Annotated in this window: 10 protein-coding genes; all 10 read left to right on the top strand. The window is 57.7% G+C overall.

Going from position 1 to position 13,507, the window contains the following annotated elements:
* Positions 1–12 precede the first annotated feature (12 nt).
* The 10 genes from fabZ (at position 13) to eno (ending at position 13,351) form a co-directional block, all read left to right on the top strand.
* Positions 13–453, top strand: coding sequence for a 3-hydroxyacyl-ACP dehydratase FabZ (gene fabZ, locus ACZRMH_RS06830; protein ID WP_016781990.1), 441 nt, complete (start codon positions 13–15; stop codon positions 451–453).
* Positions 450–1,226: an acyl-ACP--UDP-N-acetylglucosamine O-acyltransferase gene (lpxA, locus tag ACZRMH_RS06835; RefSeq protein ID WP_464012760.1), complete on the top strand. Its 777-nt coding sequence runs from the start codon at positions 450–452 to the stop codon at positions 1,224–1,226. Before fabZ ends, lpxA begins: the two co-directional genes overlap by 4 nt.
* A 2-nt stretch (positions 1,227–1,228) precedes the next feature.
* Positions 1,229–2,359: a lipid-A-disaccharide synthase gene (gene lpxB / locus ACZRMH_RS06840; protein ID WP_464012761.1), complete on the top strand. Its 1,131-nt coding sequence runs from the start codon at positions 1,229–1,231 to the stop codon at positions 2,357–2,359.
* 11 nt (positions 2,360–2,370) lie between these two features.
* Positions 2,371–2,979, top strand: coding sequence for a ribonuclease HII (gene rnhB / locus ACZRMH_RS06845; RefSeq protein ID WP_464012762.1), 609 nt, complete (start codon positions 2,371–2,373; stop codon positions 2,977–2,979).
* Positions 2,980–3,057: 78 nt separating this feature from the next.
* The gene (dnaE, locus tag ACZRMH_RS06850) at positions 3,058–6,579 is read left to right on the top strand and encodes a DNA polymerase III subunit alpha (RefSeq protein WP_464012763.1); all 3,522 of its coding nucleotides are present in this window, start codon (positions 3,058–3,060) and stop codon (positions 6,577–6,579) included.
* A 184-nt stretch (positions 6,580–6,763) separates the two neighbouring features.
* Entirely contained in the window at positions 6,764–7,711 is a 948-nt protein-coding gene (locus ACZRMH_RS06855; protein WP_464012764.1) for an acetyl-CoA carboxylase carboxyltransferase subunit alpha, read from the top strand.
* Between the two features lie 125 nt (positions 7,712–7,836).
* Complete coding sequence (tilS, locus tag ACZRMH_RS06860) at positions 7,837–9,153, top strand: tRNA lysidine(34) synthetase TilS (protein WP_464012765.1); 1,317 nt, start codon at positions 7,837–7,839, stop codon at positions 9,151–9,153.
* Positions 9,154–9,425: 272 nt separating this feature from the next.
* Complete coding sequence (locus tag ACZRMH_RS06865) at positions 9,426–11,057, top strand: CTP synthase (RefSeq protein ID WP_464012766.1); 1,632 nt, start codon at positions 9,426–9,428, stop codon at positions 11,055–11,057.
* A 6-nt stretch (positions 11,058–11,063) separates the two neighbouring features.
* On the top strand, positions 11,064–11,909 hold the full coding sequence (kdsA, locus tag ACZRMH_RS06870) for a 3-deoxy-8-phosphooctulonate synthase (protein ID WP_464012767.1): 846 nt from the start codon (positions 11,064–11,066) through the stop codon (positions 11,907–11,909).
* Between the two features lie 152 nt (positions 11,910–12,061).
* Positions 12,062–13,351, top strand: a complete 1,290-nt coding sequence (gene eno, locus ACZRMH_RS06875) for a phosphopyruvate hydratase (protein WP_095001321.1) — start codon at positions 12,062–12,064, stop codon at positions 13,349–13,351.
* The last annotated feature ends 156 nt before the right edge of the window (positions 13,352–13,507 follow it).

A 13,507-nucleotide genomic window follows, 5' to 3' on the forward strand; every position in this document is an offset into this window, starting at 1 on the left:
CTTCCCCACGAAATGATGGACATCAACGAGATTCGCGAATATCTGCCCCACCGTTACCCGTTCCTGCTGGTGGATCGAGTGGTGGACCTGGATGTCGAGAACAAGCGCATTCGTGCCTACAAGAATGTCAGCATCAATGAGCCTTTTTTCAATGGCCACTTCCCGGCGCATCCGATCATGCCCGGTGTGTTGATCATTGAAGCCATGGCCCAGGCTGCTGGCATCCTTGGTTTCAAGATGATGGACCTCAAGCCGGCTGACGGCACGCTCTACTACTTTGTCGGCTCGGACAAGCTACGCTTCCGTCAGCCAGTACTGCCAGGTGATCAGCTGATTCTTGAAGCCAAGTTCTTGAGCTGCAAGCGCTCCATCTGGAAGTTCGAGTGCCAGGCAACGGTAGACGGCAAGCCGGTATGCTCGGCTGAAATCATTTGTGCGGAACGCAAACTATGAGTTTGATTGACCCTCGCGCAATCATCGATCCGACGGCCATATTGGCCGACGACGTCGAGGTCGGCCCTTGGTCGATCGTCGGCGCAGGTGTGGAAATCGGCGAGGGGACAGTGATTGGGCCGCATGTGATTCTCAAGGGCCCAACCAAAATCGGTAAGCACAATCGCATCTACCAGTTTTCGTCGGTAGGCGAGGACACCCCTGATCTTAAGTACAAGGGCGAAGAAACTCGCCTGGTGATCGGTGACCACAACGTGATTCGTGAAGGGGTCACCATTCATCGTGGGACCATTCAGGACCGTTCCGAAACCACGCTGGGTGATCACAACCTGGTGATGGCCTATGCCCATATCGGCCATGACAGCGTTATCGGCAACCATTGCATCCTGGTCAACAACTCCGCGTTGGCTGGTCATGTGCATATGGGCGACTGGGCGATCCTCTCGGGTTTCACCCTGGTTCACCAGTTCTGCCATATCGGTGCCCACAGCTTTTCAGGCATGGGCACGGCCATCGGTAAGGACGTACCTGCGTTTGTTACCGTGTTCGGCAGCCCTGCTGAAGCTCGCAGCATGAACTTTGAAGGCATGCGCCGTCGCGGTTTCAGCGAAGATGCCATCCATGCGTTACGTCGTGCTTACAAAGTGGTCTACCGCCAGGGGCTGACCGTTGATCAGGCTCTTGCCGAGTTGGCCGAGCCTGCCGTGCAGTTCCCGGAAGTGGCCATGTTTGTAGAGTCCATCCGTTCTTCCACCCGCGGCATTACGCGCTAGTTATGGCCAGATTGCGTATCGCGCTGGTGGCGGGGGAGGCCTCGGGCGATATTTTGGGCTCGGGATTGATGCGGGCACTCAAGGCCCAGCATGCTGATATCGAATTTATCGGCGTTGGCGGTCCATTGATGGAAGCAGAGGGTATGAGCTCCTACTTCCCGATGGAGCGTCTGTCGGTGATGGGCCTGGTCGAAGTGCTGGGCCGTCTGCGTGAACTGCTCAAGCGCCGCAAGCTGCTGGTTCAGACCCTGATCGCTGAAAAACCTGATGTGTTTATCGGCATCGATGCTCCCGATTTCACCCTTAACATCGAACTGCAACTGCGCCGTGCCGGAATCAAGACCGTGCACTACGTCAGCCCGTCCGTATGGGCGTGGCGTCAGAAGCGTGTGCTGAAAATCCGCGAGGGCTGCGATTTGATGCTCACGCTGTTGCCCTTTGAAGCCAAATTCTACGAAGAACACGGCGTGCCCGTGCGTTTCGTCGGCCACACCCTGGCCGATACCATTCCTCTTGAAGCTGACAAGGCCGGTGCTCGCGCCGAGCTGGGGCTGCCTGACGGGCCGTTGGTCGCTTTGATGCCCGGCAGTCGCGGCGGTGAAGTGGGCAAACTCGGCGGGCTGTTTCTCGATGCTGCGCAAAAAATTCGTCAAGCCCGGCCTGATGTGCGTTTTGTCTTGCCTTGCGCCAATGCTGCCCGTCGTGAACAGATTGAGCAGTTGCTGGCAGGTCGTGACCTGCCATTGACCCTGTTGGACGGGCAATCGCATCTGGCGCTCGCGGCCTGTGATGCAGTGTTGATCGCATCCGGCACCGCCACCCTTGAGGCCTTGCTGTACAAGCGGCCGATGGTGGTGGCTTATCGCTTGGCGCGGCTGACGTTCTGGATTCTCAAGCGTCTGGTCAAAAGCCCTTACGTGTCACTGCCCAACTTACTGGCCCAGCGCATGCTGGTGCCCGAACTGTTGCAGGATGCCGCGACTCCTGAGGCCCTGGCCCAGACGCTGCTGCCATTGCTGGACGGTGGTGAAGAGCAGACCCGCGGCTTTGACGAGATCCATCGTACCTTGCGCCTCGACGCTTCCAATCAGGCCGCCAAAGCGGTACTGGACCTGATTGCACAATCCAAGTGAGTAAAGTAACCATGCAAATCGGATTGGACTTCAATCTGGTCGAAGACCTCGTGGCCGGTGTCGACGAAGTGGGCCGCGGCCCTTTGTGCGGCGCTGTGGTAACGGCCGCTGTGATTCTCGACCCTACTCGGCCTATCGCCGGGCTCAACGATTCGAAAAAACTCACCGAAGCCCGTCGCGAAAAGCTGTATGACGAAATTTGTGAAAAAGCCCTGAGCTGGTGTATTGCCCGGGCCGAAGTCGAAGAAATCGACGAGATGAATATTCTGCACGCCACCATGCTGGCCATGCAGCGCGCTGTTGAAGGGCTGAGCATCACCCCGAAACTGGCGATGATCGACGGCAATCGCTGCCCCAAGCTGGCCATGCCGGCTGAAGCGGTGGTCAAAGGCGATAGCAAGGTGCCGGCAATTGCCGCCGCATCGATTCTGGCCAAGGTCAGCCGTGACCGTGAAATGGCGGCATTTGAGCTGCAATACCCGGGCTATGGCATTGGCGGGCACAAGGGTTACCCGACCGCTGTGCATCTCGAAGCCCTTGAGCGTCTGGGGCCTACGCCGATTCATCGGCGTTCGTTTGGTCCGGTGCGTCGTGCTTACGAGGCCCTTGAAGGCCTTTAGCCATAAGGCTGATGTTTTTGCCAAGGCCCGGTACAATCCGGGCCTTGTTGTTTCTCAAAGCTTATAGACAGGATCACCATGCCGGCTTCATTCGTTCATCTGCGCCTGCACACTGAATACTCCCTGGTCGATGGCCTGGTGCGGATCAAACCGCTGATCAAAACCCTGGCCGGGATGAATATGCCCGCCGTAGCGGTGACCGATCAGAACAACATGTGTTCGCTGGTCAAATTCTACAAAGCGGCCATGGGCGGCGGGATCAAGCCGATCAGTGGCGCGGACCTGTGGCTGTCGAACAAGGACCCGGAAAACCCCCTCAGCCGTATCAGCCTGTTGGCGATGAACCCATTGGGTTATCGCAACCTGACCGAGTTGATCTCCCGTGGTTACATTGATGGCCAGCGTAATGGCCAGGTAATTATTGAGCGCGAGTGGGTGGCCGAGGCTGCCGATGGTCTGATCATGCTGTCGGCTGCGAAAGAGGGCGAGATCGGTGTCGCGCTGATCAGTGGCAACACTGAAGAAGCCGAGACCCTGGCCCGTGAATGGATGTCGGTGTTCCCTGACCGTTTCTATATTGAAGTGCAGCGCACCAAGCGCCCCAATGACGAAGAGCACCTGCATGCTGCAGTGGCATTGGCCGACAAGATCGGCGCGCCGCTGGTGGCAACCAACGATGTGCGCTTTATCAAGCAGCAGGATTTCGAGGCCCACGAAACCCGCGTCTGCATTGGTGAAGGACGGGCGCTGGATGACCCGCGCCGCTCCAAGAATTACAGCGACCAGCAGTATCTGAAAAGCGCCGAGGAAATGGCCGAGCTGTTCAGCGATCTGCCGGAGGCGTTGGCCAACACGGTTGAAATCGCCAAGCGCTGCAATATTGAAGTGAAGCTGGGCACTCACTTTTTGCCCAACTTCCCGATCCCCGATGGTATGACCATCGATGAGTATTTCCGCAAGGTGTCCTTTGATGGCCTGGAAGATCGCCTGAGCGTTCTGCTGCCCAGGGATACCACCGAGGATTACGACGCCAAGCGCCAGGTGTATGTCGATCGGCTGAATTTCGAGCTGGATATCATTATCCAGATGGGCTTCCCCGGTTACTTCCTGATCGTGATGGACTTTATCCAGTGGGCCAAGAGCAACGGCGTGCCGGTAGGCCCAGGCCGGGGGTCGGGTGCCGGGTCGCTGGTGGCCTATGTGCAAAAGATCACCGACCTCGACCCGCTGGAATACGACCTCCTGTTCGAACGCTTCCTTAACCCGGAACGGGTATCGATGCCCGACTTCGACGTCGACTTCTGCATGGACGGTCGTGACCGGGTGATCGAGTATGTGGCCGAAAAATACGGTCGCAACGCGGTAAGCCAGATCATCACCTTCGGCTCGATGGCCGCCAAGGCGGTAATCCGTGACGTGGCGCGGGTGCAGGGCAAGTCCTACGGTCTGGCGGATCGTCTGTCGAAGATGATTCCGTTTGAAGTCGGCATGACCCTGGAAAAAGCCTATGAGCAGGAAGAGATCCTGCGCGACTTTATCAAGGTCGATGAAGAGGCTGCCGAAATCTGGGAAATGGCCCGCAAGCTTGAAGGTGTTGTACGTAACGTCGGTAAGCACGCCGGTGGTGTGGTTATCGCACCGACCAAACTGACCGACTTCTCGCCGATTTACTGCGATGAAGAGGGCGGTGGTCTGGTCACCCAGTTCGACAAGGACGACGTTGAGTCTGCCGGCCTGGTGAAGTTCGACTTCCTCGGTCTGCGCACCCTGACGGTTATCGACTGGGCGTTGAAAACCATCAACCGCGACCGCGCCAAGGTCGACGAGCCGCCGCTGGATATCGCCTTTATCCCGCTCGACGATAAACCGACCTACCAGCTGCTGCAAAAAGCCGAAACCACCGCGGTGTTCCAGCTTGAGTCGCGGGGCATGAAGGAGCTGATCAAAAAGCTCAAGCCCGACTGCCTGGAAGACTTGATCGCACTGGTGGCCCTGTTCCGTCCCGGCCCGTTGCAGTCAGGCATGGTTGATGACTTTATCAACCGTAAGCACGGTCGCGCTGAACTGGCGTACCCGCACTCCGATTACCAGTACGAAGGCCTCAAGCCAGTATTGGCACCGACCTACGGCATCATCCTGTATCAGGAGCAGGTGATGCAGATTGCCCAGGTCATGGCCGGTTACACCCTCGGTGGCGCTGACATGCTGCGTCGGGCCATGGGCAAGAAAAAGCCCGAGGAGATGGCCAAGCAGCGCGGCGGCTTTATTGAAGGTTGTGCCAACAACAATATTGATGGCGACCTGGCCGGTAACATTTTCGACCTGGTAGAGAAATTTGCCGGTTACGGCTTTAACAAATCCCACTCCGCGGCCTACGGCCTGGTGTCGTACCAGACTGCCTGGCTGAAAACCCACTACCCGGCGCCGTTTATGGCTGCGGTACTGTCGGCGGATATGCACAACACCGACAAGGTGGTGATCCTGATCGAAGAGATCCGCAGCATGAAGCTGCGCCTCGACGCGCCGGATGTGAATGCCTCCGAGTTCAAGTTCACGGTGAACGATGAAGGCCGGATCATCTATGGTCTGGGGGCGATCAAGGGGGTGGGCGAGGGGCCGGTCGAGGCCATCACCGAGGCGCGTCAGGACGGTCCTTTTACCGATCTGTTCGACTTCTGTGCCCGGGTTGACCTCAAGCGCATCAACAAACGTACCCTTGATGGCCTGATCCGCAGTGGTGCGCTGGACCGTCTTGGGCCGTTCTTTCATGACGAACCCAAAGCCTGGCAGGCCAGCATCGACCAGAACCGTGCGGTGCTGCTGGCGGCACTGGAAGAAGCGATCAAGGCCGCCGAGCAAACCGCACGCACCCATGACAGTGGTCACGCCGACCTGTTTGGCGGGCTGTTTGTTGAAGCGGATGCGGATGTTTATGCCAATCACCGCAAGGCTAAGGAACTGACGCTCAAAGAGCGCCTTAAAGGCGAGAAGGACACTCTGGGGCTGTACCTGACCGGTCATCCGATTGACGAGTACGAGGGCGAAATTCGCCGCTTTGCCCGTCAGCGTATTATTGATCTCAAGCCTGCGCGTGATACTCAGACCGTTGCCGGGATGATCATCGCGTTGCGGGTGATGAAGAACAAAAAAGGCGACAAGATGGGCTTTATCACCCTCGATGACCGTTCGGCGCGCATTGAAGCCTCGCTGTTTGCCGAGGCCTTCCATTCGGCGCAGTCGCTGTTGCAGACTGATGCGATGGTGGTGGTCGAAGGCGAAGTCAGCAATGACGACTTCTCCGGCGGTTTGCGCCTGCGGGTCAAGCGGGTGATGAGCATGGAAGATGCACGCACCAGCCTGGCCGAGAGCTTGCGTTTGAAAGTCGATCAGGCTGCACTCAAGGGTGACCAACTGCGCAATTTGGGCGAACTGCTCAAGAAACATCGCGGTGCCTGCCCGATAACCATGGAGTACACCGGCGCAGATGCCAAGGCCATGCTGCAGTTTGGCGAGACCTGGCGGATCGACCCGGCGGACAGCTTGATTCAAGCCCTGCGTGACCAGTTTGGGCGAGACAACGTCTTCCTCCAATACCGTTGACGGTCAGGGGCATTCGTTGTGCCCTGACCTCGACCTGAATTTTTAATCTCGACCTGAGAGCGCCTGTCCCTTAAGGTAGGCGCGATACAGATCAACCGGCTGCCCCAGTTCGGTTCGAGACACCAGCAAATGCTGGGTTTCCAACCTTCTGGCATGCTTTGCCGCCGACCCAAGACGGATGCTTATGAACCCGAATTTTCTTGATTTCGAACAGCCGATTGCTGACCTGCAAGCCAAAATCGAAGAGTTGCGCTTGGTTGGTAATGACAATTCGCTGAATATCAGCGATGAAATCTCTCGTCTGCAAGACAAAAGCAAAACGCTGACTGAAGATATTTTCGGCAAGCTGACCAGCTGGCAGATTGCCCGTTTGGCCCGTCACCCGCGTCGTCCTTACACCCTGGACTACATCGAACACATCTTTACCGAGTTCGATGAGCTGCACGGCGACCGTCATTTCTCGGATGATGCTGCCATTGTCGGTGGCATTGCCCGTCTGGACGATCAGCCAGTGATGGTGATTGGTCACCAGAAAGGCCGTGAAGTGCGTGAAAAGGTGCGTCGCAACTTCGGTATGCCGCGCCCTGAAGGCTACCGCAAGGCCTGCCGCCTGATGGAAATGGCCGAGCGCTTCAAGATGCCGATCCTGACCTTTATCGACACGCCGGGCGCATACCCGGGCATCGACGCCGAAGAGCGCAACCAGAGCGAAGCCATTGCCTGGAACCTGCGTGTCATGTCGCGCCTGAAAACCCCGATCATTGCCACCGTTATCGGCGAAGGCGGTTCGGGCGGTGCATTGGCCATTGGCGTTTGCGACCAGTTGAACATGCTGCAGTACTCGACCTACGCGGTGATTTCGCCGGAAGGTTGTGCCTCGATCCTGTGGAAGACCGCCGAAAAGGCGCCGGATGCAGCCGAGGCGATGGGTATTACTGCTGAGCGCCTCAAGGGCCTGGGCATTGTCGACAAGGTGATTGGCGAGCCATTGGGCGGCGCACACCGTGACCCGGCGGCGGCCTCTGCCAGCATTCGTGCCGATCTGATCTCCCAGCTGGACATGCTGAACAAGCTGGACCACGAAACCTTGCTCAAGCGTCGATATGATCGTTTGATGAGCTACGGTCTCTGATTCAGATTCAGGTTTAACGACGTCTCAGTGTGGGAGCGGGCTTGCTCGCGATGGTATCTATGCGGTTTGGCTGAAAGACCGTGTTGTCTGCATCGCGAGCAAGCCCGCTCCCACAGGATTGCATAATGTCCAGTCTGTCGAATCTGCTTCTGCATGCCCTCAGTCCCTGGCGCAACGCCAAGGCTTGGCACGTCGCGCTTTCCGGCGGCCTGGACTCGACCGTCCTGCTCCACCTTCTCGCTCAATTGCGCCAAATCCATGCCATACCGCCAATATCCGCTGTCCATGTCCATCATGGTCTCCAGGCGGCGGCTGATGCGTGGCCGGCTCATTGCCAGGCGCTGTGTGACGGGCTGAGCGTGCCGCTGCAGGTGGTTCGCGTGCAAGTGCAGGTCAGGGCCAGTCTCGAGCGTGCAGCGCGTGATGCGCGCTATCAGGTGTTTGTAGCAGCTACCGGTGCTGAGGAAGTGCTGCTCACCGGGCAGCATCGCGACGATCAGGCCGAAACCCTGCTGTTTCGCCTGTTGCGCGGTGCCGGGGTCAGCGGGTTGGCGGCCATGCCCCGGCAGCGACGCCTGGGGGCAGGGCACTTGTGCCGGCCCTTGCTGGATGTGCCCCGCATCGAACTGGAAGCTTATGCCCATGAGCATGGCCTGAGCTGGATCGAAGACCCGTCCAACACGCAGACAGATTTTTCCCGCAACTTCCTGCGCCACGAAGTCTTTCCGATCCTGACCCGGCGCTGGCCTCAGGCCGCTGCCAGCATGGCCCGCAGCGCCGCACATTGTGCCGAGGCCCAGGGCCTGCTCGATGAACTGGCACAGCAGGATCTGCACGATGCTGCCTCTGCCACTGCATTTTCCTGGCTTGGCTTGCCCTCACTGGAGCTGGCGCCTATCGCCGCACTATCGCCTGCACGTCAACGCAATGCCTTGCGCCACTGGTTGGCAGCCTTCACGTCATTGCCCGATACCGACCATTGGGTCGGGTGGGATGCCCTGCGTGATGCCCGCACCGATGCGCAGCCTGTCTGGAAACTCGCTGGTGGCGAGTTGCATCGTGCCGGTGGGCGTATCTGGTGGCTGGCCAGTGACTGGTTGCGCCAACCGGTTGCCCCCGTATCGTGGTCCTGCCCTGAGCAGGCGTTGGCGCTGCCGGGTAATGGCCATGTGCATTTTGTTGGGGATATCCCGGATGGCCCCCTGCAAGTGAGCTATCGTCAAGGGGGCGAAGTGATGGCGCAGGCACAGCGCGGTCATCGTGATCTCAAACGGCTGCTTAACGAGCGGGGTGTTCCGTTGTTTGCCCGTGGCAGATTGCCGCTTCTGTACCGCAATGAGCAGTTATTGGCCGTGGCAAACCTCCCTGGACTGGACTCCAGCCCCTGTGGACGCTGGCAATTGCAGTGGCTGCCAACTTCGAGCGATCAAGGTTTGAGCTGAAAGGGGGTTTCCGGTAGACTACGCTCCCTTCTTGATACAACTTCTGTGGATTCACCAGAATTACAGAAGTTGCCGATTACCAAGCAGTCTTTGCTGGGCGATTTTAAAAAAATGTGTGGCTTGCATCGAACCGGTGGTTTCCATCGGTCTGTTTCAACGCAGCAGTTTTTCGAAAGGTGCACTGTGACTAATGCTGGTGATTGGGGGCTTCGGCCTTCCTTCGCTTTCCCCGGCGGCTCTGACCGCTTTAACGCAGACTTCTAGGGTTTTTCATGACGCGCTACATCTTCGTCACGGGCGGTGTTGTTTCTTCATTGGGGAAAGGCATTGCCTCGGCTTCATTGGCAGCCATCCTGGAGGCGCGGGGACTTAAGGTCACCATGCTGAAGCTGGACCCCTACATCAACGTTGATCCGGGCACCATGAGCCCGTTCCAGCACGGTGAAGTGTTCGTCACACACGACGGCGCCGAAACCGACCTGGACTTGGGCCATTACGAGCGGTTTATCCGCACGACCATGACCCAGAACAACAACTTCACCACGGGCCGTGTCTACGAACACGTCCTGCGCAAGGAGCGCCGTGGTGATTACCTGGGTGCAACCATTCAGGTAATTCCGCACATCACCGACGAAATCAAACGTCGGATCATCAAGGGCGCCGGCGATGCCGACGTAGCGATGGTTGAGATTGGCGGCACTGTGGGTGACATTGAGTCGCAACCGTTCCTCGAAGCTATCCGTCAGTTGCGCATCGAAGTGGGCGCCAAGCGCGCCATGCTGATGCACCTGACTCTGGTTCCGTATATCGCCACCGCTGGCGAAACGAAAACCAAACCTACACAGCACTCGGTTAAAGAGCTGCGTTCCATCGGCCTGCAGCCAGACGTACTGATCTGCCGTTCCGATCACCACGTTGATGTGTCCTCGCGTCGCAAGATCGCGCTGTTCACCAACGTTGAAGAGCGTGCCGTTATTTCGCTGGAAGACGCCGACACCATCTACCGCATTCCGGGCATGCTGCACGCTCAGGGTCTGGATGATTTTGTTGTCGAGCGTTTCGGCCTGGAATGCAACAGCGCCGACCTGTCCGAATGGGAACAAGTCGTCGACGCCAAGCTGAACCCGGAGCACGAAGTCACCATCGCGATGGTCGGCAAGTACATGGAACTGCTGGACGCGTACAAGTCGCTGATTGAAGCGATGAGCCACGCCGGTATCTCCAACCGTACCAAGGTCAACCTGCGTTATATCGACTCCGAAGACATCGAAAACAAAGGCACTGAACTGCTTGAAGGCTGTGATGCCATTCTGGTTCCGGGCGGCTTCGGTCTGCGCGGCGTAGAAGGCAAGATCACTGCTGTTCAGTATGCTCGCGAGAACAAGGTGCCATACCTGGGTATCTGCCTGGGCATGCAAGTAGCGGTTATCGAGTTCGCACGTAACGTGCTGGGCTGGAAAGACGCCAACTCCACCGAATTCGATCGTAGCAGCGGCCACCCGGTTGTGGGCCTGATCACCGAGTGGGAAGACGCCACCGGTGCAGTCGAAACCCGTACCGAAACCTCGGATCTGGGCGGCACCATGCGTCTGGGTGCGCAGGATTGCCAGCTGCAAGCCGGTTCCCTGGTTCACGACTGCTATGCCAAGGACGTGATTGTTGAACGTCATCGTCATCGCTATGAAGTGAACAACAACCTGCTGCCGCAACTGACTGAAGCCGGCCTCAAAGTAACCGGTCGCTCCGGTGACGGCGCGCTGGTAGAAGTGGTTGAAGCACCGGATCATCCTTGGTTCGTGGCTTGCCAGTTCCACCCGGAGTTCACCTCGACTCCACGTGATGGCCACCCGTTGTTCACCGGTTTCGTCAAGGCAGCCTTGGCGCAACACGAGAAGAAGGCATAAATCAGCATGGCGCAGAAGATTATCCGTGTAGGCAATATCGAAATTGCCAACGACAAGCCAATGGTCTTGTTCGGTGGCATGAACGTGCTGGAAAGCCGTGATATGGCCATGCAGGTGTGCGAAGAGTACGTACGGGTCACCGAAAAGCTTGGTATCCCTTACGTGTTCAAGGCCAGTTTCGACAAGGCTAACCGTTCATCTGTCAGCTCTTACCGTGGCCCCGGCCTGGAAGAAGGCATGCGGATTTTCCAGGATATCAAGGCTGCCTTCGGTGTGCCGTTGATTACCGATGTCCACGAGCCTGCGCAAGCAGCCGTGGTCGCCGAAGTCTGCGACATCATCCAGCTGCCGGCTTTCCTGTCGCGCCAGACTGATCTGGTCTTGGCCATGGCCAAGACCGGTGCCGTGATCAACATCAAAAAAGCCCAATTCCTCGCACCCCAGGAGATGAAACACATCCTGAGCAAATGCGAAGAAGCGGGCAATGATCAGTTGATCCTTTGTGAGCGTGGCTCCAGCTTTGGCTACAACAACCTAGTTGTCGACATGCTGGGCTTCGGCATCATGAAACAGTTTGAATACCCGGTATTTTTCGACGTGACCCACGCGCTGCAAATGCCCGGTGGACGCTCGGATTCTGCCGGTGGTCGTCGTGCCCAGGTGACCGATCTGGCCAAGGCTGGCATCAGCCAGAGCCTGGCAGGTCTGTTCCTTGAAGCACACCCGGATCCGGACAACGCCAAATGCGACGGCCCTTGTGCCTTGCGTCTGGACAAGCTGGAGCCATTCCTGGCCCAGTTGAAGTCGCTGGATGAGTTGGTTAAAAGTTTTCCGACAATAGAAACCGCGTAACCCTCGTTTCTCCGGTAAAGTACCGCACGATTTCTCGGGCCTCAGGGCCCGAGCCTTATCGTCCGCAAGGCTGCCCGTTATTTGACCCTTGCCGCCGATAACAAAATTTCCCTCAGCTGCGTGTTTTCGTCAACTTTGGAGTATTTACAACAATGGCAAAGATCGTCGACATCAAAGGTCGTGAAGTTCTCGACTCCCGTGGCAATCCCACTGTGGAAGCGGACGTGCTTCTCGACAACGGCATCATCGGCAGCGCTTGCGCGCCGTCCGGTGCTTCCACCGGTTCCCGTGAAGCATTGGAGCTGCGTGATGGCGACAAGAGCCGTTACCTGGGCAAGGGCGTGCTGAAAGCTGTTGCCAACATCAACGGCCCGATTCGTGATTTGCTGCTGGGTAAAGACCCGGTTGACCAAAAGGCGCTGGACCACGCGATGATCGCGCTGGACGGTACTGAGAACAAAGGCTCCCTGGGTGCCAACGCCATCCTGGCCGTATCTTTGGCTGCTGCCAAAGCTGCCGCACAGGACCAGGACCTGCCGCTGTACGCGCATATCGCCAACCTGAACGGCACCCCGGGTGTTTACTCGATGCCGGTGCCGATGATGAACATCATCAACGGTGGCGAGCACGCCGATAACAACGTCGACATTCAAGAGTTCATGGTTCAGCCGGTTGGCGCCAAGACTTTCTCCGACGCGCTGCGCATGGGCACCGAAATCTTCCATCACCTCAAAGCAGTGCTCAAGGCCCGTGGCCTGAACACCGCAGTGGGCGACGAAGGTGGTTTCGCACCTAACCTGGCTTCCAACGAAGATGCACTCAAAGTGATCTCCGAAGCCATCGCCAACGCCGGTTACACCCTGGGCACAGACGTGACCCTGGCTCTGGACTGCGCGGCCAGCGAATTCTACGAAGACGGCAAGTACAACCTGTCGGGCGAAGGCCAAGTGTTCAGCTCCGAAGGTTTTGCTGAATACCTCAAGGGTCTGACCCAGCGCTATCCGATCATCTCGATCGAAGACGGTCTGGACGAGTCTGACTGGGATGGCTGGAAAATTCTGACCGACAAAATCGGTGAGAAGGTTCAGCTGGTAGGTGACGACCTGTTCGTCACCAACACCAAGATCCTCAAGGAAGGCATCGACAAGAGCATCGCCAACTCGATCCTGATCAAGTTCAACCAGATCGGCACCCTGACCGAAACCCTGGAAGCCATCCAGATGGCCAAGGCCGCTGGTTACACCGCTGTAATCTCGCACCGCTCCGGCGAAACCGAAGATTCCACCATTGCCGACCTGGCAGTGGGTACTGCGGCTGGCCAGATCAAGACCGGCTCGCTGTGCCGTTCCGATCGCGTTTCCAAGTACAACCAATTGCTGCGTATCGAAGAGCAACTGGGTGCAAAAGCCAAGTACAACGGTCGTGGCGAGTTCCGCGGCTGAGTACTTAATGGTAAAAGTCAGCAGGTAGTGTCGGAAAATTCGCCAAGTCGGGTCTTTTGACACTAATCTGATGCTTCTGTATACAAGCCTGGTTCGTCCAGGCTTTGTACTATTCGTTGTTTACGTTTGTCGGCATGGCTGTCTTTTCACTGGATA

Source organism: Pseudomonas sp. B414, assembly GCF_055408445.1.

Coding starts and splice junctions, on each gene's coding strand:
- tilS (WP_464012765.1), top strand. CDS start 7,837: ATGTCCAGTCTGTCGAATCTGCTTCTGCATGCCCTCAGTCCCTGGCGC.
- kdsA (WP_464012767.1), top strand. CDS start 11,064: ATGGCGCAGAAGATTATCCGTGTAGGCAATATCGAAATTGCCAACGAC.
- lpxB (WP_464012761.1), top strand. CDS start 1,229: ATGGCCAGATTGCGTATCGCGCTGGTGGCGGGGGAGGCCTCGGGCGAT.
- lpxA (WP_464012760.1), top strand. CDS start 450: ATGAGTTTGATTGACCCTCGCGCAATCATCGATCCGACGGCCATATTG.
- ACZRMH_RS06855 (WP_464012764.1), top strand. CDS start 6,764: ATGAACCCGAATTTTCTTGATTTCGAACAGCCGATTGCTGACCTGCAA.
- rnhB (WP_464012762.1), top strand. CDS start 2,371: ATGCAAATCGGATTGGACTTCAATCTGGTCGAAGACCTCGTGGCCGGT.
- dnaE (WP_464012763.1), top strand. CDS start 3,058: ATGCCGGCTTCATTCGTTCATCTGCGCCTGCACACTGAATACTCCCTG.
- fabZ (WP_016781990.1), top strand. CDS start 13: ATGATGGACATCAACGAGATTCGCGAATATCTGCCCCACCGTTACCCG.
- eno (WP_095001321.1), top strand. CDS start 12,062: ATGGCAAAGATCGTCGACATCAAAGGTCGTGAAGTTCTCGACTCCCGT.
- ACZRMH_RS06865 (WP_464012766.1), top strand. CDS start 9,426: ATGACGCGCTACATCTTCGTCACGGGCGGTGTTGTTTCTTCATTGGGG.